At 59.6% G+C, this 22,832-nt stretch carries 22 protein-coding genes; 9 read left to right on the top strand and 13 right to left on the bottom strand.

The genetic code is table 11. From position 1 onward, the window contains the following. The gene (bhsA, locus tag RT657_RS00715; RefSeq protein WP_313651588.1) at positions 1-258 is read right to left on the bottom strand and encodes a multiple stress resistance protein BhsA; all 258 of its coding nucleotides are present in this window, start codon (positions 256-258) and stop codon (positions 1-3) included. A gap of 308 nt (positions 259-566) precedes the next feature. Here bhsA and RT657_RS00710 point away from each other — a divergent pair, with 308 nt between their 5' ends. Then, on the top strand, positions 567-1,217 hold the full coding sequence (locus tag RT657_RS00710) for a TetR/AcrR family transcriptional regulator (protein ID WP_313651586.1): 651 nt from the start codon (positions 567-569) through the stop codon (positions 1,215-1,217). 32 nt (positions 1,218-1,249) lie between these two features. Here the strand turns inward: RT657_RS00710 and rhaM are convergent, their stop codons facing one another. The 4 genes from rhaM to rhaB are packed head-to-tail and all read right to left on the bottom strand — an operon-like array spanning position 1,250 to position 5,128. Then, complete coding sequence (rhaM, locus tag RT657_RS00705) at positions 1,250-1,564, bottom strand: L-rhamnose mutarotase (RefSeq protein WP_313651584.1); 315 nt, start codon at positions 1,562-1,564, stop codon at positions 1,250-1,252. After that, the gene (rhaD, locus tag RT657_RS00700) at positions 1,554-2,396 is read right to left on the bottom strand and encodes a rhamnulose-1-phosphate aldolase (RefSeq protein WP_313651582.1); all 843 of its coding nucleotides are present in this window, start codon (positions 2,394-2,396) and stop codon (positions 1,554-1,556) included. The genes rhaM and rhaD overlap by 11 nt, the downstream gene beginning before the upstream one ends. A gap of 10 nt (positions 2,397-2,406) precedes the next feature. Further along, positions 2,407-3,663, bottom strand: coding sequence for an L-rhamnose isomerase (locus RT657_RS00695; RefSeq protein ID WP_313651580.1), 1,257 nt, complete (start codon positions 3,661-3,663; stop codon positions 2,407-2,409). Next, positions 3,656-5,128, bottom strand: coding sequence for a rhamnulokinase (gene rhaB, locus RT657_RS00690; protein ID WP_313651578.1), 1,473 nt, complete (start codon positions 5,126-5,128; stop codon positions 3,656-3,658). Before rhaB ends, RT657_RS00695 begins: the two co-directional genes overlap by 8 nt. Before the next feature lie 291 nt (positions 5,129-5,419). Here rhaB and rhaS point away from each other — a divergent pair, with 291 nt between their 5' ends. Beyond that, on the top strand, positions 5,420-6,241 hold the full coding sequence (gene rhaS, locus RT657_RS00685; protein WP_313651576.1) for an HTH-type transcriptional activator RhaS: 822 nt from the start codon (positions 5,420-5,422) through the stop codon (positions 6,239-6,241). 10 nt (positions 6,242-6,251) lie between these two features. Then, positions 6,252-7,118 (top strand): HTH-type transcriptional activator RhaR, encoded by an 867-nt coding sequence (rhaR, locus tag RT657_RS00680; protein ID WP_313651574.1) that lies wholly within the window; start codon positions 6,252-6,254, stop codon positions 7,116-7,118. 55 nt (positions 7,119-7,173) lie between these two features. On the opposite strand, the gene rhaT is transcribed toward rhaR, so the two are convergent. After that, positions 7,174-8,208 (bottom strand): L-rhamnose/proton symporter RhaT, encoded by a 1,035-nt coding sequence (gene rhaT, locus RT657_RS00675; protein WP_313651572.1) that lies wholly within the window; start codon positions 8,206-8,208, stop codon positions 7,174-7,176. 359 nt (positions 8,209-8,567) lie between these two features. Between rhaT and RT657_RS00670 the strand changes: the two genes are divergently transcribed. Together RT657_RS00670 and RT657_RS00665 are read left to right on the top strand one after the other, a co-directional pair. Beyond that, positions 8,568-8,891 (top strand): hypothetical protein, encoded by a 324-nt coding sequence (locus RT657_RS00670; RefSeq protein WP_313651570.1) that lies wholly within the window; start codon positions 8,568-8,570, stop codon positions 8,889-8,891. 42 nt (positions 8,892-8,933) lie between these two features. After that, positions 8,934-9,032, top strand: coding sequence for a YoaK family small membrane protein (locus RT657_RS00665; protein WP_139805882.1), 99 nt, complete (start codon positions 8,934-8,936; stop codon positions 9,030-9,032). Positions 9,033-9,035: 3 nt separating this feature from the next. On the opposite strand, the gene RT657_RS00660 is transcribed toward RT657_RS00665, so the two are convergent. Then, positions 9,036-9,302 carry a DksA/TraR family C4-type zinc finger protein gene (locus tag RT657_RS00660; protein WP_313651566.1) on the bottom strand — a complete coding sequence of 89 codons (267 nt, stop codon included), beginning with the start codon at positions 9,300-9,302 and terminating at the stop codon, positions 9,036-9,038. A 195-nt stretch (positions 9,303-9,497) separates the two neighbouring features. Here RT657_RS00660 and aldA point away from each other — a divergent pair, with 195 nt between their 5' ends. Continuing rightward, the gene (gene aldA, locus RT657_RS00655; protein ID WP_313651564.1) at positions 9,498-10,934 is read left to right on the top strand and encodes an aldehyde dehydrogenase; all 1,437 of its coding nucleotides are present in this window, start codon (positions 9,498-9,500) and stop codon (positions 10,932-10,934) included. A gap of 170 nt (positions 10,935-11,104) precedes the next feature. Here the strand turns inward: aldA and RT657_RS00650 are convergent, their stop codons facing one another. Then, a complete protein-coding gene (locus RT657_RS00650; RefSeq protein WP_313651562.1) occupies positions 11,105-12,373 on the bottom strand; it encodes an MFS transporter in 1,269 nt (422 codons plus the stop codon). Then, the gene (locus tag RT657_RS00645) at positions 12,370-13,791 is read right to left on the bottom strand and encodes a M20 family metallopeptidase (RefSeq protein ID WP_313651560.1); all 1,422 of its coding nucleotides are present in this window, start codon (positions 13,789-13,791) and stop codon (positions 12,370-12,372) included. Before RT657_RS00645 ends, RT657_RS00650 begins: the two co-directional genes overlap by 4 nt. Positions 13,792-13,928: 137 nt before the next feature. Here RT657_RS00645 and RT657_RS00640 point away from each other — a divergent pair, with 137 nt between their 5' ends. Further along, entirely contained in the window at positions 13,929-14,843 is a 915-nt protein-coding gene (locus tag RT657_RS00640; protein WP_313651558.1) for a LysR family transcriptional regulator, read from the top strand. A gap of 329 nt (positions 14,844-15,172) precedes the next feature. On the opposite strand, the gene RT657_RS00635 is transcribed toward RT657_RS00640, so the two are convergent. Beyond that, a complete protein-coding gene (locus tag RT657_RS00635; protein ID WP_313651556.1) occupies positions 15,173-16,768 on the bottom strand; it encodes an ABC transporter substrate-binding protein in 1,596 nt (531 codons plus the stop codon). 127 nt (positions 16,769-16,895) lie between these two features. Here RT657_RS00635 and pepT point away from each other — a divergent pair, with 127 nt between their 5' ends. Further along, positions 16,896-18,122 (top strand): peptidase T, encoded by a 1,227-nt coding sequence (gene pepT, locus RT657_RS00630; RefSeq protein ID WP_313651554.1) that lies wholly within the window; start codon positions 16,896-16,898, stop codon positions 18,120-18,122. Between the two features lie 35 nt (positions 18,123-18,157). Here the strand turns inward: pepT and RT657_RS00625 are convergent, their stop codons facing one another. Together RT657_RS00625 and RT657_RS00620 are read right to left on the bottom strand one after the other, a co-directional pair. Next, positions 18,158-18,934 carry a transporter substrate-binding domain-containing protein gene (locus RT657_RS00625; protein ID WP_313651551.1) on the bottom strand — a complete coding sequence of 259 codons (777 nt, stop codon included), beginning with the start codon at positions 18,932-18,934 and terminating at the stop codon, positions 18,158-18,160. Between the two features lie 64 nt (positions 18,935-18,998). Further along, positions 18,999-20,165, bottom strand: a complete 1,167-nt coding sequence (locus RT657_RS00620) for a methionine aminotransferase (RefSeq protein WP_313651549.1) — start codon at positions 20,163-20,165, stop codon at positions 18,999-19,001. A gap of 121 nt (positions 20,166-20,286) precedes the next feature. Here RT657_RS00620 and RT657_RS00615 point away from each other — a divergent pair, with 121 nt between their 5' ends. Then, positions 20,287-21,168 (top strand): LysR substrate-binding domain-containing protein, encoded by an 882-nt coding sequence (locus tag RT657_RS00615; protein ID WP_313651546.1) that lies wholly within the window; start codon positions 20,287-20,289, stop codon positions 21,166-21,168. Here RT657_RS00615 and RT657_RS00610 read toward each other — a convergent pair. Next, positions 21,126-22,790, bottom strand: coding sequence for a methyl-accepting chemotaxis protein (locus RT657_RS00610; protein WP_313651544.1), 1,665 nt, complete (start codon positions 22,788-22,790; stop codon positions 21,126-21,128). The two genes, RT657_RS00615 and RT657_RS00610, sit on opposite strands and share 43 nt — an antisense overlap. Positions 22,791-22,832: the final 42 nt, after the last annotated feature.

The following is a 22,832-nucleotide window of genomic DNA, read 5'->3' as shown; positions in this document are numbered from 1 at the left end:
TTACTGGTAGATCACCGCAGTGCCGTGCAGCTTGTTCTGGCCGCTGGTTGAGGTGATGCGGAACGATTTCGCACCCGCTTCATCCGCTTTCGCACTCAGCTGCGCTTCAACCGAGTTCAGATTGCTGCCACCCTGGACCGCGATAGTGCCGACAGGCTGCTGATTCGCTGGTTCGCTTGTGACGAGGTCAGCGGCTGAAGCGCCAAACGTCAGGGTAGTCAGTGCCAGTGCCGCCAGCGTTGTTTTGATGGTGTTCATAATAATCTCTCTATTCAGTAATAAAGTTCAGTGGGTCTGAAACAGGATGTCGCTATTTAATTAACGACCGTTAAATAAATGATAGATCCTGGCGCCGCGGATCGTCAACATTTATTTAATGAGCGTTATTTTAATCGCGAAGTGGCGTGATTATGGGCTTCAACCCCTTTTCTGACTTAACCTCAGGAGCGAAAACGGGGCGCGAACGCACAAAATGGCAACGGCTGTCGCCATGAATTTCTGCAGGCCTTGCACGTTTTTATAATGATCGGTAATTTAATACTCTGTTTCAGAGAAAGTGAGGATGTATGCATCAGGTTCAGGATGGCGATGTAAAAAAATGCCGTGGCCGGCCAAAAGTGTTCGACCGCGATGCCGCTCTCGATAAAGCACTGACCCTGTTCTGGACGCACGGCTATGAAGGCACCTCGCTGGCTGACCTAGTGGCAGCGACCGGCGCGAAAGCGCCCACGCTCTACGCCGAGTTTGTGAATAAAGAGGGCCTGTTTCGTGCCGCGATGGAACGCTACATCGAGAAGTTCAGCGCGGAGCGAGACACAGCGTTAGCCGACGATCGGCTGGCGGTGGATCGGGCCATTGACGCCTATTTCCGCGCCACCGCCGCCTGTTTCACCGGGCGCGACTCGCCCGGCGGCTGCTTCTTTATCTGCACCTCCTCTGCGCTGTCGGCGGCGTCCACCGAGATTGCCGCCATGCTGCAACAGCAGCATCAGCTGCAGGAACATGGGCTGAAAGATTTCCTGCTGGCGCGTCAGCAGCGCGGAGAACTGGGCGAGGCGGTCAACATTCCGGCGCTCTCCCGCTATCTGGGCTGCATGCTGCAGGGGATGTCGGTGCGTGCGCGCGAAGGCGCGGATCGTGAAGATCTGGAGAGCATCATTGATACGCTGATGGCAATGTGGCCTACCCTGACGGGTCTGTGCCGGGCCAGGGGCTGAGACATCAGGGCGGCGTGGCCGCCCTTTTCATTTCAGCGCAGGAAAAACACCGGTTCCAGCGGCTGGCTGATGGGACTGTTGTCGGCATTCGACGGCATCAGATCCTTCATGGAGGCCCACCAGCGCTGGCAGACCTCTGTCTGCGCCACCGCGTTCCAGCGTTCTTCTGACGCAATCTCCACGCTGGCAAACAGCAGGTTTCGCCCGGCGTCCAGCCAGATGGCGTAATTGTGCGCGCCATGCGCTTTCAGGGTCTCTGCAAGTTCAGGCCAGATCGGCGCGTGACGACGCGCATACTCCGCATGACAGTCAGGATTCACCTGCATCACAAAGGCTTTACGCAGCATTGGCCGGCCCCGCATCCAGCGCCGGTTGCCACGGAGTAACGCCGAAACGTTCGCCCAGCGCAACCAGCTGTTCGGTGGTAATACTCTGCCGGATGCCGCCCATCGACAGCACTTTCACGATCACCTCGGACGATTTTTCTGCCGTGTCGATCAGGCCAAAGGCTTCGTCCAGGGTCGGTCCGGTGCCGAAGATACCGTGAAACGGCCACATCACCAGGGTGTGCGACTGCATCTGCCCGGCGGTGGCGCTGCCAATTTCATCGGTGCCTGGCACCATCCACGGCAGCACACCGACGCCATCCGGGAAGACCACCAGACATTCGGTACTGCCCTCCCAGAGCAGGCGGGTCAGTCGGGCAGAATCCAGCTCAACGACATAGCTCAGGGCCATAAAGTGGGTGGCATGGCAGTGCATGATTACCCTGTCCGCGCCCCCGCTGACCGCTTTGCGCACCGCGTGAGACTGGAAGTGTGACGCCAGCTCCGAGGTCGGTAAGCCGCCATTCGACAGCCCCCAGTGAATTTTAAACGAAAGCCCTTTGTCATCGACCTGCAGCAGCGCCAGACAATCTGCCGGATCGAGCTGGACGTTACGCATGAATTTTCCTGACCCGGTGACCAGGAACCAGTCGTTCGCCAGCGCCGGGGCGGGCTGGCTCAGCTCAACACAGCGCGGTGACGGATAAAAGTCGGCGGCAAAGGGGCTGACCTCCTCCTCTCGCAGACGCAGGCTGACGTTGCCGCCGTTTCGTTCATCCCAGCCCTTCAGCCACATATCGCTGGTCGCTTTGACCATTCCTTTAACAAACCCGGAAGAAAGAATGCTTTGCATAGTGAAATCCTTAACGTTGGCTCAAGATCTGTTGTTCGTAATGACGGACATCGCCTAACCAGCTGGCATCCGCCGGGACGTCATGCCGCAGGCACCACGCCTCCCATACCGCCTGCCACGGCAGAGATTTCTGCTCTTCCAACAGCGCCAGTCGGGTAGTGTAATCGCCGCTGCTTTCGGCCTGGCGCAGGCGTTCGGTTGGCTCCAGCAGGGCGCGCAGCAGCGCTTTCTGCGTGTTGCGGGTGCCGATCACCCAGGCGGCGATCCGGTTGATAGAGGCGTCGAAGAAGTCGAGCCCGATATGCACCCTGTCGGACAGCTGATGACGAACGATCTCGCTGGCGATCGCCTGGGTTTCATCATCCAGCAGCACCACATGGTCGCTGTCCCAGCGCACCGGACGGCTGACATGCAGCAGCAGGCGCGGCACATAGAGCATCGCCGCCGAGATTTTGTCGGAGATCACTTCGGTGGGATGGAAGTGGCCGGCGTCCAGGCAGAGCGCCGTCTGGCGGCTGACGGCGTACCCCAGGTAAAACTCATTCGAGCCGACGGTATAGCTCTCTGCGCCGATGCCGAACAGCTTGCTCTCGACCGCATCGATATGGTGCTGCGGGTTAAGCTTCTCTGCGATCACGTCATCCAGGGCGCTCAGCAGACGCTGACGCGGCGCCAGCCGATCCACAGTGATATCTTTCATGCCGTCCGGCACCCAGATGTTCATCACCGAGGGCGTACCGAGCTGCTCACCAAAGGAGGCGGAGATGCGGCGGCTCGCCTTGCAGTGATCTATCCAGAACTGACGCACGCTCTTGTCGGGGTGTGACAGCGTAAAACCGTCGGCGCTGAGCGGATGCGAGAAGCAGCTGGGGTTAAAATCCAGCCCCAGGTGGCGCTCTTTCGCCCACGCCACCCAGTTAGCGAAATGCACGGGTTCGATCGCATCCCGCGCGACCGGCTTGTCACTTTCCAGATAGAGCGCGTGCAGGTTCAGACGCTTAACGCCCGGGATCAGTGACATCGCCTTGTCGATATCGCTGCGGAGTTCGCCTGCATTCCGTGCCCGGCCGGGGTAATTCCCGGTTGCCTGAATACCGCCGGTTAATGCGGCCTGCGGATCCTCAAATCCACGGACATCATCGCCCTGCCAGCAGTGCATGGAAACCGGAATCCTGTCCAGCTGGCAGAGGGCCTGTTCAGCATCCACCCCACAGTCGGCGTAGCGTTGTTTAGCCAGTTCAAAAGCCTGTTCAATCTGCTTAGTCATAAGCGGGTTCCTTAGCGGGTTGGCTTAGCGTCGCGAAGCGCGCCTGACTGGCACGGAAGACGCTGTGCGGTTGCGGTTCAAAAGTTTCAAGCGGGAAGTTGCGGGTAACGCTACGGCGAAAATCGGCCACGTCAGTCAGTTCACCCAGCGCAATCAGCTGACCGCCGACGTTTCCCAGCGTGGAGGCTTCAACCGGCCCGGCCAGAACCGGGATCTGACAGGCATCGGCGCAGAGCTGATTCAGAAAGCGGTTCTGACTGCCGCCGCCTACCACATGCAGCTGCGTGAAAGGCTTGCCACGCAGCGCGGCCAGCTCCTGGATCACCTCACGATAGAGCAGCGCCAGGCTGTCAAAAATACAGCGCGCCAGCGCGGCGGCCGATTGCGGCACGGGCATCCCCTGCCCGGCGCAGGCGTTCTGGATCTCCCGGACCATACTGTCAGGATTGATGAAGCGGGCCGCGTTGGGGCTGATGAGCGACACACAGGCGGGCTGGCGGGCCGTTTCGTCGATCAGCGCGCCGAGATCCTCAATCTGCAGTTCAGCGCAGATGCGCTGCAGCAGCCACAGGCCCATGATGTTTTTCAGCACACGATACCCCTCCGCGCCTCCTTCATTGGTAATGTTGGCGCGCAGTGCGGCCTCGCAGGCATAGGGCTGCAGGCTCTCAAAGCCCATCAGCGACCAGGTACCGGAACTGAGATAGGCCGCATCCTCCTGCATCAGTGGCGTTGCCAGCACGGCGCTGGCGGTGTCGTGGGTGGCGACCGCGATCACCGGCACCGCTATTCCGGTGCGGTTGAGCCAGTGGCCGACAGTGTTGCCCGGTGCCTGCGGCTGCCTGAACCAATGCGGCTCTGCGCCCGCCCAGGCCAGCAAATCACGATCCCATTCGCCCGTATTAAGGTTAAGCATCTGCGTGGTAGTGGCATTGGTGTACTCCCAGTTCAGATTACCGGTCAGACGGTAGTGCAGATAGTCGGGGATCATCAGCGCGTGGGCCACGCGCGCGTGCCAGTCGGGCTGCTGCTGATGCAGGGCGCGCATCTGATAGAGCGTATTAAACGGCAGAAACTGAATGCCGGTCCGGGCGTAGATGGCGCTGCGGCTCAGCGTCTGTTCGGCCTGCTCCATCAGGCCGTGGGTGCGTGCATCGCGATAGCTGACCGCTTCGCCCACCCGTTCGCCCTCTGCATCCAGCAGCACCATATCCACGCCCCAGGTGTCGATCCCGAGACTGTCCGGAACGATCCCCTCGTCATCCAGCTGCGCCAGGCCGGCGCGTATCTCCTGCTCCAGCCTCGCCAGATCCCAGCAGTCATAACCGGCACGATGCTGACGCTGATTTTTAAAGCGCCGGACCTCACGCAGCACGAGATGACGCTGTGCGGTATCCCATCCGGCAAGCATGACGCGACCGCTGGATGCACCGAGGTCAATAGCAACAATGTTTCTTCGGGTCATAGCGGTGTTTCCCTGTGATGAAGTCGTCACAGAGTAAAAATCTGGCCGCATGAAGACCTTCCCCGGAGTGCCAGCGGTGCAGACGCACTGGCAGACCTGCAAAGAACTTCGTGAGGGAGATCACAGAGCCCGCACCCAGGAGGATGTGACCCCTGCCGCAAATCTGTTAACTGCCGGGGATATCTTGAAAAACCAGCGCGATTCCTGCTGAGCGCCGCTGAAAATTCAAGGTAAGGTAAGCAGCGCCTGATTAGACTGCGTTAAAGTTTTGTTAACCAGCGGGAGCCGATCATGACCATATTGCACAGTGCGGATTTCTTTCCGGAAGGCGATTACGCGATAGCGATTGAACCGCGTATCCCCCAGCCGGCCTTTCCCGAGCATCATCATGATTTTTATGAGATTGTGCTGGTTGAGCAGGGCTCGGGCATTCATGTTTTTAATGGTCAGCCGCAGACGCTCTGCGCCGGTTGCGTCTGTTTTGTCCGTGACCATGACCGGCATCTTTATGAACAGACCGACAACCTCTGCCTGACCAACGTGCTCTATCGCAGCCCCGGCGCATTTCGTTTTCTCTCCGGGCTGCAGGCTCTGCTGCCCGGCGATCGGGATGGGCACTACCAGCCGCACTGGCGTCTTAACCATAAAGTGATGGCGCAGGCGCTGAACGTGGCCGCGCAGATGCAACAGGATGATGCCTGGTCGCTGGAGAAGCAGGCGCGTCAGGAGCAGCTCTTTTTGCAGCTGCTCCTGCTGCTGCGTGAGACCTGCATCGACGGCCAGCGCCACGATCAGGAGGCACGACTGCATCACCTGCTCGACTGGCTGGGCGATCACTACAGTGATGAGATCGTCTGGGATGAGGTGGCCGATCGCTTCTCCCTGTCGCTGCGCACCCTGCACCGCCAGATGAAGCAGCAGACCGGCAGCACGCCGCAGCGTTATCTGAACCGACTGCGGCTGTTACAGGCCCGGCATCTGCTGCGTCACAGCGATATGCGCATTACCGATATCGCCTTCCAGTGTGGATTTGGCGACAGTAACCACTTCTCTACCCTGTTCAGGCGCGAATTTGGCTGCGCACCGCGAACGGAGCGTCAGCAGAGGGTATAAGGAACCCGGAATGGCTTTGATCCTCAGTCGTGAAGACTATTTTCCCGCGCCCAGCCTGCCGGTAGCGATTGCAGAAAGGATGCCCCAGCCCTCTTTCCCGCCGCACCGGCACGCGTTCAGTGAAATCGTTATTGTCTGGCGCGGCAACGGCCTGCACGTTCTCAACGATCGCCCGTGGCTGATCACCTGCGGCGACGTCTTCTATATCCGCGAGAGCGACTGTCACAGCTACGACAGCGTCAACGATCTGGTGCTGGATAATATCCTTTACTGCCGGGATCGCTTTGGCCTTGCGCTCGACTGGCATCAGCTGCTGCCGCAGCCGGGGCCGGATGCGCCCGCAAGCTGGCGTCTGACCACCCGCGGCATGTCGCTGGCGCGTGGCGTGATCGGCCAGCTGGAGCGTGAGAGCCGTAAAAGCGACCCGCTGTCGGTGCAGCTCACGGAAGCGCTGTTTTTACAACTGGCGCTGATCCTGCGTCGCCACGGCTATGCTGCTGACCGCCCCTGGGCATTGCCGGAGGGGGAGCAGCTCGATCTGCTGATGTCCGCGCTACAGGGCACGATTACCCGCCCCTTTGATCTGGCGGCGTTCTGCCAGCATAACCAGCTCAGTGAACGGGCACTGAAGCAACTCTTCCGTCAGCAGACCGGCATGACCATCGGTCACTACCTGCGTCAGCTGCGGCTTTGTCAGGCGAAATATCTTCTGCGCACTCAGGACTGCCTGATTGGTGAAGTCGCCGCCCGCTGCGGCTTTGATGACAGTAACTACTTTTCGGTAGTCTTTACCCGCGACACTGGCCTGACACCCAGCGCCTGGCGTCAGCGTTTTATCGCGCCGCGCCAGACGCTGAAAAACAGTGAGTCAGATTAAAAAGGGCCTGCTGAGCAGGCCCGTCCGATATCAACAAATACACGGATGTTCCCGATCAGGCCGCCATGCCCAGCCCCACAATATTAGCGGCGATGATAATCACCACGCAGCCGATCGAGAGCACGCTCACCGGCCGACGCCCTGCCGATTTCCACTCTTTCATGACCAGTCCCACCAGCCCGCCACACAGCACGTAGAGGCTCATGTGCAGCATCCAGCTGACATAATCGTATTGCGCGGGAATGCGGGCGTGTCCCCAGGCGTAGAAGAAGAACTGCAGATACCACATGGTGCCACCGAGCACGGCAAAGGCGATGTTCGCGATCAGCAGCGGCTTCGCGACCGAAAGATCGCTGCGCAGCGACAGCTCACGCCGGGTCGCCAGCCGCCAGAAACAGAAGCCCAGATTGACCAGCGCGCCGCCGCCCATGATGACCACGTAGCTGGGTAAAGCGACATAGAGCGGATCGATCCCCAGGTCGGCGGCGGCCTGATGCATGGGTTTCGCCGCATCCATGGCAAAGGACATACCGGCGGAGAAGATGCCGCACATCACCGCCAGCAACAGGCCTTTCCTGAGATTAAACTCTTCGGCGTTGATCCCCAGCGCCCGCTCCTTTAACAATCCGGCGCGTGAGACAATCGCGACACCCATCAGCGCCACCAGCACCCCCAGCAGGGTTAAGCGGCCACCAGACGAAGCGAAAAGCTCCCCAAAGCGCCCCTGCAACAGCGGTGTCATCAGTGTGCCGACCACCAGAGTTATCCCGATGGCGATGCCGATCCCCATCGACATGCCGAGATAGCGCATGGTCAGACCGTAGTTAATATTGCCGATGCCCCACATGGCGCCGAAGAGAAACACCGGCATCAGCTGTGACAGCGTGAAACTGCGGTAGTAAGCCATAAAGTCAGGCAGCAACACAGCACTGACCGCCCACGGCAGGATGAGCCACGACATCAGGCCACCTACCGACCACATGGTTTCCCATGACCATCTTTTTACCTGCTTAAAAGGCGCGTAGAAGCATGCGGCGCTGGCGGCTCCGACGAAATGCCAGAAGATACCCGCGATAATGGCACTGTTCATTGTTATTCCCCGGTTAGGTTAAGGCCTGTCGGAAAGCTGCTGCTTCCGCTCAGCAGGCAGTCTACGTTCAGCAGGAATTCCTCAGCCTTTAGATAAGTGCCGGAAGCCAGCGTGGAGTGGCAATATTTACCCGTTATGAACGTCAGGGATCACAGTTTCGCCGTTGTCAGTTAACCGGAGGAGCAAACAGGTAAGTTGCTTATTATTCAGCCTTTTTCACGATTCTGCTGTGTGGCGCAGCACAATTTCGTGCTGACTGCCAGCTTCGGTTACCAGGTGGCAAAGGGGCAAAGAAGCCTTTATTTCGGCCAGGTAAGGTCGTATAAACGGGGTCAAACTCAGCGGGATCAGGGAATGGGATGACAACGAAGTGGTTAACAGTGATTCTTTCGCAGTCGGTGAGCCAGGTCATGCTGGATGATCTCCGGGCGATACTGCCCGCAGAGGCGATAAAGGTATTCGTTAATCAGCTGGATGAAACTCACTACGTTACCCTTGAGTGCCTGCAGGCGGAGCAGCACTGCGCACTGATTGCCTCAGCAATTGTGGTCTGGCGGCAGCTTGGTCACGTCCATCATATTCTTTACAGAAAAGGCGACGTGCTGCGCGAGGAGCACGATGCCACGCAGTTCCAGCTTTTTACGCTGCTGAAAACCCATCGCGCACGCCTGCAGATCTCATGATAAGATCGCGGCCCCTCAATCGCGGTTTTCAGCAGGTAGAAAATGAGAATTGGCATTCTGTTTCCCATCGCCATCATTGTGGCGGGCGTGAGCTTTCTGGCGTGGTTTATCGGCAGCGGCCTGGCGATGCCAGGCTCCTAGACGTCAGCGCAGCTGGCTGTCTTTACTGCCGCGACGATTATATAAGCTGCTGGTCTGCTGCTGTTTATCGATCTTCTCCTGGCACGACACGCAGTAGCGTACCCCTTTCAGCGCCTGACGACGCGCTTCCGGAATCGGCTCGCCACAGAGTTCACATTCGGTTGCGCTCTCGCCCTGGCCGATCGCCTGCCTGACACGCTCAATGCCGTCGTTGACGGTACTGTCAATCTGCTCCTGTACCGCTCCTTCTGATGCCCATCCGTTAGCCATAATGCCCCCTTTTCTGCTCGTTTCACCTCTTTAAATTTACAACAGATTGCCGATTTTGCCGCAGAACTCACCGGGTTTTATGACTGGCTGCCAGCCGGGGCCGGTAGCTGGCAGCCAGCCAAAGGTTGCGCCGGGCGATCTGTTCCACCCTGCTATCACATTACTGCAACGTATCGATAGCGAAGAGGCCAACAAATGACAACGCATCATCAACATTACATTAATGGCGAATTTGTCACCCATCAGGGTGATCAGTGGATTGCGGTGACAAATCCGGCGACGGAGGCGCTGCTGTCACGCATCCCTCAGGGCAGCCGTGAGGATGCCTGCCGCGCCATCCGCGCTGCCGCCGCCGCGCAGCCGGGATGGGAAGCGCTGCCTGCGGTCCGGCGTGGCGTCTGGCTGCATAAGATCGCCAGCGCCATCCGTGAGGCGGAACCTGAACTTACCGCCGCCATCGTCGCGGAAGGGGGAAAAACCCAAGGCCTTGCGAAGACCGAAGTGCTGTTTACCGCCGACTATCTGGACTATATGGCGGAGTGGGCGCGGCGCTATGAGGGGGAGATCATCAACAGCGATCGCCCCAATGAGAACATCTTTCTGTTTAAAAAGGCCATCGGCGTTACCACCGGCATCCTGCCCTGGAACTTCCCTTTCTTCCTGATCGCCCGCAAAGCGGCCCCGGCCCTGATCACCGGCAACACTATCGTGATCAAACCCAGCGAACTGACGCCGAATAACGCCGCGCTGTTTGCCGGGATCATCCACCGGCTCGGCCTGCCCGCCGGCGTCATCAACATCGTCTATGGACTGGGGCCGGAAGTGGGCCAGGAGCTGGCGGCTAACCCGGGCGTCGGGCTGGTGAGCCTGACCGGTAGCGTCGGCGCGGGTATCGCGACCATGCAGGCCGCCGCGAAAAATGTCACTAAGGTCTCGCTGGAGCTGGGCGGCAAGGCTCCCGCCATCGTCATGGATGATGCCGATATCGACCTGGCAGTGCGTGCTATTACCGATTCGCGGATGATCAACAGCGGTCAGGTCTGTAACTGCGCAGAGCGTGTTTATGTGCAGGCGGGCATTTATGACCGCTTTATCTCTGCGCTGGCCACGGCATTTCAGCAGGTGACCTTTGGCGATCCTGCCGAACGCCAGGATATTGATATGGGGCCGCTGATCACCGCCGCCGCCCGGGATCGGGTTGAGCAGAAAGTCGCGGAGGCAGTCGCGGACGGCGCTCGCGTGGTGCTGGGCGGCAGGCGTGCCGGCGAGAAAGGCTTTTTCTTTGAGCCCACGCTGCTGACCGACGTGCGCCAGGAGATGGCCATCATGCAGGAGGAGATCTTTGGCCCGGTCCTGCCGGTCATGAAGTTCAGCACGCTGGATGAGGCGATCGCCCTGGCTAACGACTGCGAATATGGGCTGACCTCCTCACTCTACACGCGGGATCTCAACACCACGATGACGGCGCTGCAAAAGCTGAAATTCGGTGAAACCTACGTGAACCGCGAAAACTTTGAGGCGATGCAGGGCTTTCATGCCGGATGGCGCAAATCGGGTGTCGGCGGGGCCGATGGCAGGCATGGACTGGAGGAGTATCTGCAGACCCATGTCGCCTATCTGCAGTTCAGATAATCGCTTGCGATTTTGCGCGCTGAACCCGGCTTAACCCTCAGAGGAACCGGTGCCTGCCTGCGGGTACACGCGATGGCGCACCGTCCTGAATGCGGTGCGCCATCGCTGCCAGAAATAGCCGTTTTATGATCTGCGCGTGTGGGGCGGCGCAGTAAAACCGCCGGACGCTGTCAGACTACCCGCTGACGGCAGCGCAGCAGCGCAAGGCCGCTCAGTACCGCCACCGCCATCAGGTAGTAGCCTGGCGCCAGGCTGCTGCCGGTCGCGGTGATCAGCATGCTGCAGATCAGTGGCGCAAATCCGCCAAAGACCGTTACGGCCACGTTGTAGCTGATTGCCATGCCGCTGGCGCGGGTGGTCGCCGGAAAGAGATCGGCCATCACCGACGGCACCGTGGAGAAGTAGACCGACTTCAGCAGCGCCATCCATGCCACCAGCAGGATGAGCGTGGTAGAGGTGGTGTGGCTGACCATGCCCCGGAAAGCGGGATAGATGGTGATCATCAGTAACAGCAGCGCGCCCCACATCAGCGGCAACCGGCCGATGCGCTCCGCCCATAGGCCCATCAGCGGGGTCACTACGGTCAGAATAATGCCCGCCACCAGCGTCGCGGTGAAGGCCACGCTTCCCGGCAGATGCAACGTTCGGGTGGCGTAGGTCGGGATATAGTTAAGCATATAGTTCACGGCGGTTGAGATGACCATCACGCCAATCGCCAGCGTAATCAGCATCTTCTGCTGGCCGAACAGCGTCTTCAGCGGCGCAGCCTCCTTCTCCTGGGTGGCGAAGCTGGCCGGCTCCTGCACATGACGACGGATGTAGACCCCCAGTGGCCCGATCAGCAGGCCGAAAGCAAACGGAATACGCCAGCCCCACGCCTGAATCTCACTGTCGTTCAGCCAGTGGGTCAGTCCCAGCCCAAACGCTGATGCCATCAGCGTGCTGGCCCCCTGGGTCGCAAACTGCCAGCTGGCAATAAAGGCTTTGCGCTCCGGGAAATGCTCCACCAGAAAGGCGGTAGAACTGCCGAACTCGCCACCGGCTGAGAAGCCCTGAATCAGCCGCGCCAGGAGGATCAGCAGCGGTGCCGCCAGGCCCAGGGTGGCGTAACCCGGCATAAAGGTAATAATCGCCCCACCCAGCATCATCAGGTTAATCGACAACAGCAGCGCCTTTTTGCGGCCATGTCGGTCGGCATAGTTGCCCAGCACAACCGCGCCCAGCGGACGGATCAGAAAGGCGATGCCGAAGCTGCCAAAGGTCAGCAGCAGTGACACCGAGGGATCGCTGACCGGAAAAAAGGCGTGCGCGATGTAGCTGGCGAAAAAACCGTAAACCGCGATGTCGAACCACTCCAGCGCGTTGCCAACGCAGGTTGCGAACAGGGTTTTATGCAGATCCAGCTTTACCGGCGACACGGCTTGCATCAGGCTGCTCATCGTTCCCCCCTCCGCCACTGGTGGTGGCGCGCCATCAGCGATTCGCCCTCTTCACCCAGCTGCCAGAACAGTCGGGTCATGATTGCCAGCCCCTCACGGGCAATGCCGGTGAGCAGATGTTCGTTTACCCCGTGCTGACCGCAGGCGGGATAGGAGTGCGGCACCCAGAGCGTCGGCAGGCCAAGGATATCGGCAAAGACCTCGTTGGGAAGTGAGCCGCCCAGATTCGGCAATAGCGCCGGTTTCTTACCGCTGCTGCGGGCCAGGGTATCCAGCGCCCAGGTCACCAGCGGATCCTGCGGATCGAGCCGGGTGGCTGGTGAGCCGCGCATAAACTCTACGCTGACGTTGTCGAACCCATGCTGCCGCAGATGCTGTTCAACGTGCTGCACCAGATTCTGCCAGTCGGTGCCAACCACAAAGCGCAGCTGACACACTGCCGTGGCGCTGCCGGGAATCGCATTCATTGGTCGGGCCGGGTTACCGGTCTCGAAGGCCAGCACCTCCAGGGTGTTCCAGCCATAAAGACGCTCGGCTGCCGTCAGTCCCGGTTCGCCCCAGCCTTTAGCCAGCACCGGATCGCCCGGCATGCCGCCAGGTTCGATATCGCGCAGAATGGCACGCACCGCGTCGGTCAGGGAGTCCGGCTTCAGCGCGGCAACCTGCAGCACGCCCTGCGCGTTCACCAGGCAGGCCAGCGCGTTGGCCAGCTGGGTGCCGGGATTGCTTAACAGACCGCCCCAGTTGCCGGAGTGATAGGCGTTGTCGCGCGCACGAATGGTCAGGCGGAAGTTGGCCGCGCCGCGCGATCCCAGGAACAGCGTTGGCCGCAGCGCGTTGAGTCGCGGGCCGTCAGAGGCGATGAAGAGATCGGCTTTCAGCAGCGCCTGCTGCTGCTGGCAGATGGCCGCCAGCCCGGGGGAACTGATCTCCTCGCCCATTTCAAACAGGATTTTGCAGTTAAAGCCCAGCGTGCCGCCGCGCGCCTGCCACACCTGCTCCAGCGCCGCAAAATTGATGCAGTGCTGGCCTTTGTTGTCCGCGCTGCCGCGGCCATAGAGCCGATCGCCCTCTTCGGTGAGCTGCCAGGGCGATAATCCTTCGCGCCAGTTTTCATCGTCACCAAACACCACGTCGCCGTGGCCGTAGCAGAGCAGCGCAGGCTTTGCGGGGTCTTCAATGCGGGTGGCAATCAGAAACGGCGGGCTGTCGGGCTGCGGGTTCTCAAACGGGTGCAGCGTAAAGCCCATCGCCGCCAGCTGTGGCCCTATCTCCTGCTCCAGGTAGTGCGTCAGCGCCGCCTTTCGGCTGGCGTGCTGGCTTTCGGTGACGCAGGCGACCCGGCGTGCCAGCAGCGCCCGAAATGCCCCTGTGTCGAAGTAGTGCATGGCCTGTTCGACGGCCTGTTGCTCTGTCATGTTTGCGCTTCCTGTAATTTTTGTTCTTTATCTTTGACAAACTTCTTCCTTTGCCACAATTATCAATTTATCGAGTGTGCTTTGCTTTTTACGCAAAGCATTCCTGCCCTGTTATGAGGCGTTTTACCGGAGGCGCGATGTTAAGCAGCGAGATCCGCTACTTCCTGGCGGTTACAGAGTGCGGCTCCCTGAGCGCCGCCAGCGAGCAACTCTTTGTCGCGGTATCGGCTATCAGCCGACAGATTCAGCGCCTGGAGGCGCAGGTGGGTGCCCCGTTATTCCGGCGTCATGCGCGTGGCATGGTGCTGACTGAGGCGGGAGAGCTGTTTGCGCATCATGTGCGTAAAAGTCAGCGTGATATGGCGTATGCGCTGGCAGAGATCAAAGGGCTGAACGCGGTCCGTCGCAGCCTGATCCGCATTGCCTGTACCGATGGCATGGCGTTCAGTCTGCTACCCGGCCTGCTGGCCGAATTCCGGCAGCACCATCCGGGTGCGCTGTTCGCGCTGAACGTCACGCACGCTCAGGGGGTGGCGGCGTGCGTCCGGGCGGGCGAGTGCGATGTGGCGCTGCAGTTCAGCCTGCAGCCGGAGCGCAGTGTCGAGGTGCTCGGCTCATGGCCAGCGCCAGTGTTGCTGGCGATGCATCAGTCACATCCGCTGGCGTCCCGTCAGGTGACGCTGGCCGATCTTCATCGCTGGCCGCTGGCGCTGCCGGGCCAGCACACCACTGTGCGGCAGCTGTTTGACCTCTCCTGTCAGATGAACGACTGCGTGGTCGAACCGGTGCTGACCTGCGACTATTTCGCCGCCCTCTACCACTTTCTGCTGCACACGCCGCAGGCCGTTACCATCTGCAGTGCCTTCACCCTGCGGTTTGAGCGCGAAACACAGAATCTGGTGCTGCGGTCGATGGGCGTGGATCAGCTAAGTCAGCGCACGCTGCAGCTACAGACCCTGTCGGGCCGCCAGCGCAACGCGGCGCTGATGCTGTTCCTGCAGTTTCTGCAGCAGCGGCTGACGGAGATAGATCAGCAGGTCAGGCTGGGATAAGGCGATGTGATTAAAGGGGGCCTGTCCGGCATGAGGAAGGAATCGGGAGGGATGAAGCAATACGATTAGGGTCAGCCCTGCATGGCGCTAAGAGAGACCCGGTTAAGGAAACTGGCCACATCAGAACGTTACGCAAATCGCCATCCCTGGCATACTCGCCCCGCGCAATCACGCAATTTACCCGAAGAGACGTCCGTTAACGGGCCAGTGCGGGGCGTTGTTCCGGATGTCCTGTTCTGACCCTGTGCCCTGCGTGTATTGATTGCAGTCACCTCATCCCTGACCTTTGCGCATCAGCAGAGCCTCATCCGGAGGTGAATTTCAGTACCTTACTCCTTGATGTCGACCTGATAGAAGATGTGCTTGCCGAACGGGTCGACCTGATAGCCGCTGACCGATTTACGCACCGGTTCGAAAATGGTGGAGTGCGCGATCATGACGGCGGGCATCTGGTCGTGCATGATCTGCTGCGCCTGCAGGTAGAGCGCGGTGCGCTTGCCCTGATCCGGCTCGGCGCGCGCCTCGGTGATTAACTTCTCAAACGGCTGATAGCACCATTTCGAGGAGTTTGACCCGCCCTGCGCGGAGGTGCAGCTGTAGAGCGGACCAAAGAAGTTATCCGGGTCACCGGTCGCGGTCGTCCAGCCCATCAGCGCCGCCTGATGCTCGCCACTGCGCACCCGTTTCAGGTATTCGCCCCACTCATAGCTGACAATGCTGGCTTTAATGCCGACCTTAGCCCAGTCGGCCTGAATCATCTCCGCCATACGGCGGGCATTGGGATTGTAAGGCCGCTGTACCGGCATCGCCCAGAGCGCGATTTCGGTGCCGGGTTTGACGCCAGCCTGCTTCAGCAGGGCTTTTGCCTGTTCCGGGTCGTAGTCGTAATCTTTAAGGTCTTTGTCGGCGCTCCAGACGTCCGGCGGCAGAATATTTTTCGCCACCGTGCCGGTGCCTTTAAAGATTGCATCGATGATCGCCGGTTTGTTGATCGCCATCGCCAGCGCCTGACGCACTTTGACATTATCGGTTGGCGCTCTGGTGGTGTTAAACGCCAGGAAGCCGGTGTTCAGCCCTGCTTTCTGTTCCAGAGTAATATCCGGATTGGCACGCATTTTCCCGAGATCGGCCGGATTAGGGAATGGCATCACCTGACACTCGTTCTTTTCCAGTTTGGCATAGCGCACAGAGGCGTCGGGCGTAATGCTGAACACCAGCCGGTCAAGCTTCGCCTTGCCCTGCCAGTAGTCCGGGAAAGCTTTATAGAGGATGCGGGAATCTTTCTGGTACTGCACCAGCTCGAACGGACCGGTGCCGATCGGATTCATATCGACCTTTTCCGGCGTCCCCGCTTTCAGCATGGCGTCAGCATACTCTGCTGAGTGAATCGAGGCGAAATACCAGGCCAGGTCGGCCAGGAACGGCGCTTCGGGATGAGAGAGCGTGAAGCGCACCGTATGATCATCCACCCGATCGATACTTTTGATCAGCGTGGAGAGTTCCAGGCTTTCGAAATTGGAATAGGTGCCACCGGAGACATTGTGGTAGGGATTTTTCGGGTCCATCTGACGCATAAACGAGAAGATCACGTCGTCGGCGTTGAAGTCGCGGCTGGGACGGAACTGTTTGTTGCTCTGAAACTTCACATTTTTGCGCAGATGGAAGGTGTAGACGGTGCCATCCGGGCTGATCTCCCAGCTTTCCGCCAGGCTCGGCACCAGATGAGTCGTGCCGGGTGTGAAGTCGACCAGACGGTTAAACACCGGCACCGCGCTGGCGTCGACGCTGGTTCCCGAGGTATAAAGCTGAGGGTTAAAGTTCTCTGGCGACCCCTCTGAACAATAGACCAGCGTTTTAGCATTGACGCTGCCTGCCAGCGCGATTCCAGCCGTAACAAGCGCTAAGGTGGCTATCCTGATTTTCATTATCATCCTCGCTTTGTATTGACTTCCGGTGATCACAATATCTAAATGAATCATTCAGATGCTTTATTGATAGCACGATTCGGCACCATAGCGAACCCCGCGCGTGGCTGACTAATAAGGAATAGTGATGACAGACAAACTTGAGTCGCAACTCACCAGACGTTTTTTCCGTTACCTCGCCGTCAGCAGCCAGAGCGATGCAAAATCGACATCGTTGCCGAGCACCCCGGGTCAGCACGCCATGGCGGCTCTGCTGGCGGACGAACTGCGTGCGCTGGGGCTGGATGAGGTGGTGATCGATGACCACGCCACGGTGACAGCGGTGAAACGCGGCAACCGTCCCGACGCCCCGCGCATCGGCTTTATCACCCATATCGATACGGTCGATGTCGGCCTGTCGCCCGACATCCATCCGCAGATCCTCACCTGGCAGGGCGAGGATCTCTGCCTGAATGCAGAGCAGGAGATCTGGCTGCGCCGTGATGAACATCCGGAAATCGCGCCCTACATCGGCCAGCAGGTCATTTTCAGCGACGGAACCAGCGTACTGGGTGCGGACAACAAAGCCGCCGTGACGGTGGTGATGACGCTGATGGAGAATCTCCAGGGTGACCACGGCGACATCGTGGTCGCCTTTGTGCCGGACGAGGAGATTGGCCTGCGCGGCGCGAAAGTGCTGGATCTGGAGACGCGCTTTGACGTCGATTTCGCCTGGACCATTGACTGCTGCGAACTGGGCGAGGTGGTGTATGAAAACTTCAATGGTGCCGCCGCAGAAATCGTCTTTACCGGCGTGCCGGCGCATCCGATGTCGGGCAAAGGGGTGCTGGTGAATCCGCTGCTGATGGCTCACGACTACATCAGTCTGTTCGACCGGCAGGAGACGCCGGAACATACCGAGGGCCGCGAGGGCTATATCTGGTTCAATGAGATTCAGGCCAACGCCAGCCAGGCCACGCTTAAAGCTTCGATTCGCGACTTCGATCTGAGCCGTTTTGCGGCTCGCAAGCAGCAGCTACAGCAGGCCGCAGAGACGATTGCCGCGCGCTATCCCACCGGCGATGTCAGCATCACGCTCAGCGATATTTACAGCAACATCAGCAATGCGCTGGGCGAGGATCGTCGGGCCATTGACCTGATCTTCAGCGCCTTTGCTGCGCTGGAGATTGAACCCAAAGTGATCCCGATGCGCGGTGGCACGGACGGGGCCGCCCTCTCCGCGAAGGGGCTGCTGACGCCGAACTTCTTTACCGGAGCGCACAACTTCCATTCACGTTTCGAGTTTCTGCCACTGAAGTCGTTCGTGAAGTCCTACCAGGTTGCAGAGAAGCTCTGCCATCTGGCGGCGGGCTGAAGGGGAAACCGGGCGCAGAACGCGCCCGGTCAGCGTCAGGGTTTTGCGCTGACGTCGATACCCGGGAAATATTTTTCCGCCAGTTTTTTGAGGGTGCCGTCGTTCTGCACTTTGGCGATGGCCGCATCCAGCGACTGCTTTAACCGGGCATCATCCTTACGCAGGCCGTAGCCAATGCCTGCCCCCAGAATCGCGTCATCCTCTACCGGCTTGCCAGCAAAGCCAAAGCCTTTGCCCTGCGGTTTGTCCAGGAACCCGGACTGACCGGCCGCGGACATCACCAGCGTGCCGTCGAGGCGGCCTGCCACCATGTCGTTGTAAACCTGATTCTGATCCTGATAGGAGGTGACCGTCACGCCCTGACTTTCCCAGTGTTTCTTCGCATAGGTTTCCTGAATCGACCCCTGCAACACGCCGATGTTTTTACCACGCAGGCTTTCTGCCGTTGGCGCCAGATTTTCACCTTTCTTTGCCACCAGCATGGTCGGAATGCGGTAGATCGGCTGCGTAAAGGCGATGCTTTTTGCGCGCGCTTCGGTGATATTCATTGCCGAGTTAATCGCGTCAAATTTTTTCGCCTGCAGGGCCGGGATCAGCGCATCAAAACTGCTTTCCACCCAGTGGCAGGTGAAGTTTCCCGCCTTACAGATGGCATTACCCAGCTCGATATCAAAACCTTCCAGCTCGCCTTTGGCGTTGCGGCTCTCAAACGGCGGATATTGAGACTCCACACCGTACCGTAAATCCTGTGCCAGTGCCTGCACGGAGCTCATCATCCCCAGTGCGAGAAAAAGCGCGTTCAGTTTCTTCATTCTCTGTTTACCCCGGTAAGTCCTGGTTATCTGTTTCCCGGTCTGCCCCGCGCCGTGGCCCGGTTCAGTGGGAAAAAGCACTCAGCGCAGCCGCGCCCGCCTCAAGTGTCGCCTCGTCTTTGGCAAAAGAGAGACGAATCAGTTTATTGTCTGTGCCATCCATATAAAACGCCGACAGCGGAATGGTCGCCACGCCGTAATCGACGATAAGACGTTTTACCATTTCGCTATCCGGTTCGTCACTGAAATGTCCATAACTGGCGAGCATAAAGAACGAACCGGCGCCTGGTAGCAGCCGGAACGGCGAATGCTGCATCAGCGCCGTCAGCCGATCGCGCTTCTGCTGATAGAAGGCGTTAAGCGACAGATAGTTCTGCGGGTTTTGCAGATAGTGAGCAAACCCTACCTGCATTGGCGTATCGGCGGCGTACATCATAAACTGATGCACCCTGACCAGTTCGGTCATCAGTTCCGCCGGGGCCAGACAGTAGCCGACCCGCCAGCCAGTAACGTGAAAGGTTTTGCCGAATGAGGAGACGATCACGCTGCGCGCGGCCAGCTCCGGATGCGTCGCCATTCCGCAATGCGGACGGCCATCGAACAGAATATGTTCATACACCTCATCCGAGAGCACCACGATGTCGGTGTTGCGGATCAGCGCGGCCAGCTGATTCAGGTCTTCCGGAGTCAGCACCTGCGCGCTGGGGTTGTGCGGCGTATTGATGATAATCATCCGGGTGCGCGGCGTGATCGCCGCCCGCAGTTGATCCCAGTCGATGGCAAAGGAGGGCACCTGCAGCTTGAGGCCAACCGGCTTGCCGCCCTGTAACCGCACCACGGGCGCATAGCTGTCAAATGCCGGTTCAAAGAAGATCACCTCATCGCCCTGATGCACCAGAGCCGTAATCGCCATATAGAGCCCCTGGCTGGCGCTGCCGGTGATCAGCACTTCGCTGGCCGCGTCATAGCTCTGCCCATAGAGTGTCTGCACTTTACTGGCGAGCGCCTCGCGTAAGGCCGGCAGCCCCATCATGGCGGCATACTGGTTATGCCCCGCCGCCATCGCCTGGCTGACGGCGTCGATCAGCGCCGGATCGCAGGGAAAACTGGGCGCGCCCTGCGCCAGGTTGATTGCCTTATGCTGCGCCGACAGCTGGCCGATGACGCTGAAAATAGTGGTGCCGACGTCCGGCAGTTTCGGGTGGATCGCAACAGGCGTTTTCAGGGACATACACTCTCCATCAGGAAAAAACCGCTCTGGGCTGAACCGCTATTCAACGAGGTGTGGCTTGAGTCGGCAAGCGAAATGTCGTCATAATAGCCATGACAAAAATGCATAGCTGAGGTCTATTGTGTCCCGTACATCGCTGCCGCTGAATGCCATCCACGCGTTTCTGGTGACCGCCCGGCATCTCAATCTGACGCATGCCGCCCGCGAACTCTGCCTGACGCAGGGCGCAGTGAGCCGCAAAATCACCTCGCTGGAGCAGTGGCTCGGGGTGAGGCTGTTTGACCGCCATGCGCGCGGGCTGCGGCTGACCGCACAGGGTGCCGCCCTGCTGCCTGACCTGCAAGCGGGTTTTGAACGGATGGTTGAGGCCAGCGAAAAGGTTCGCCGCCCCCAGAGCAGCATCCGCCTGAAAGCGCCGACCTGCGCCATGCGCTGGCTGGTGCCCCGGCTGATTGCGCTGGAGCAGCAGCGCCCGGAACTGCATGTGGCGCTGACCACTACCCTGGATCATGCCTCACAGCTGGAGAATTTTGATGCGGCGATTGTCTATGGCAAGCCGCATCCCGAAGGGATCATCCTGTTCCGGGAGTCGCTGACGCCGGTGATGGCCGCGAATCTGCCCCTCCCCGCCACACCCGCCGCGCTGGAGGCGCTGACCTTTCTGCATCCGACCGCAGACACGCGCGACTGGCTCTGCTGGCTGCAGGCGCAGCAGGTGATGCCGTTAATGAAGCGGAACCAGTATTTTTCCACGATGGATCTGGCGATCAGCGCAGCGATTCAGGGATTTGGCGTGGCGATTGCGGACAGCAATCTGGTGGAGAGTGATATTGCCAGCGGCAGGCTGATTAAGCCCTTCGCTGGCGAGGTGATGACGGGGGCCGTTTACAGTCTGCTGCAACGGCCCGCCCGTGATGCGCCACCGCTCCTGGCGGAACTGGTGGCGTGGCTATGCCGGGATCAGAAGGTGACCCAGTCGCCATTATCGGCCGGTTTAGCCTGAGCCGCACTCAGCACAGCCGCTTTCGGCGCAGCCGGTTTACCGCTGACCAAAGGCGTGCTGTGAGCGGTGGCGGAGAGGCGGAACTTCGCCACCGAAGCCTGCAGCGCTTCCGTCTGCAGAGCCAGGGCGCTCGCGGCAGCCGAAACCTCTTCAACCAGCGAGGCGTTCTGCTGGGTCACGCTGTCCATTTCAGTCACCGCCGTGCCGACCTGAGAGATCCCCTTGCTCTGCTCTTCTGACGCAGAGGCGATCTGCTTCATAATCGCATCCACATCCTGCACCGACTTCAGAATGTTGTTCATGGTGCCGCCAGTGGTGCTGACCAGCTCGGCGCCTTTATCCACCCGCTGAACGGACTCTTCAATCAGAGTCGCGATCTCTTTGGCCGCATTGGCACTGCGCTGCGCCAGATTACGCACTTCCGATGCGACCACCGCAAAACCACGCCCCTGTTCACCGGCACGGGCCGCTTCGACGGCGGCGTTCAGCGCCAGGATATTGGTCTGGAACGCGATGCCGTTAATGACGTTAGTGATCTCGGCGATCTTCTTCGAGCTGCCGGAGATGCCATCCATGGTGCTGACCACTTCGCTGACCAGCTGGCCGCCGCGCTGGGCAGTAGTGGTGGCGGTTTCCGCCAGCAGGCTGGCCTGACGAGCGTTATCGGCGTTGAATTTTACCGTGGCGGTTAACTGCTCCATGCTGGCCGCCGTCTGCTCCAGCGCAGCAGCCTGCTCTTCGGTGCGTGATGAGAGGTCATTGTTACCGGCGGAGATCTCCGCAGCCCCGCGCGAGATATTTTCAGTGCCGCTGCGGATGGCGCTGACCGCCTCCCGCAGGCTGTCCTGCATCGCACTCAGCAGCGGCACCAGTTTGCCGACGCAGTTACGACCGAACTCATTGACTGGCTGGCTGAGGTCGCCCGTGGCAATCACGGCGAAATGGGTACGAATGCTCTCAAGCGGACGAACCAGCATGGCAACCAGATAACGGTCGGTAAACAGCAGGATCAGCAGGCCGATAATCACCGTGATGGTGATGATGGTTTTGGTCATCGCGGTCAGGTGATCCACTTCCACCCGGGTCGTGTCCAGCTTTTCGGCGGCGGCCTGGTTAAACTTCTCGGCGCTGACGCCAAATGCCCGGCTCAGCGGCGGCGTGCCGTTATTTGCCTGCTCGCGATAGGCGTCGGCCGACGCCTGGCGGGCGAGTTGCAGCTGCGGCGTCACGCCGTCATCCAGCAGCTTCTGCCAGCTCTGAATCACGCCATCCGCCACATCCGGATTCATCGGGCCGGGTGCCAGCTGTTTAAAGCGCGCCAGTTGCTGCGTCATGCTGTCCAGCGCCTGCTGAACCGGCGCATAGGCCTCATCCGTCAGTGCTTTGCCTGCGGCTTTGCTTTCCATCACGCGGGACAGACGGGTAACTACGCGGAAATATTGATCGTTGCCTTTGCTCAGTACCGTCATTTGTTCAACCAGATGACGGTCAACATCGTTGCCTTCGCTGAGCGCGCCAAGCGAATGGATGCTGTAAAGCCCGACGCCGCTCCACAGTAAACAAAACAGTCCCAGAATGGAGAGCATTACTGCGCGAATGGTGAAATTTTTGAGCATTCCCATACCAAAATCCTATGCATGTTGACCCGTAATCGTCGGGCATAA

Origin of the sequence: Pantoea sp. (assembly GCF_032114055.1) — a bacterium.
Classification (GTDB): Bacteria; Pseudomonadota; Gammaproteobacteria; order Enterobacterales; family Enterobacteriaceae; genus Pantoea.
Note: the sequence above shows the minus strand (reverse complement) of the source record. Positions and strands in the feature narration are given on the sequence as shown.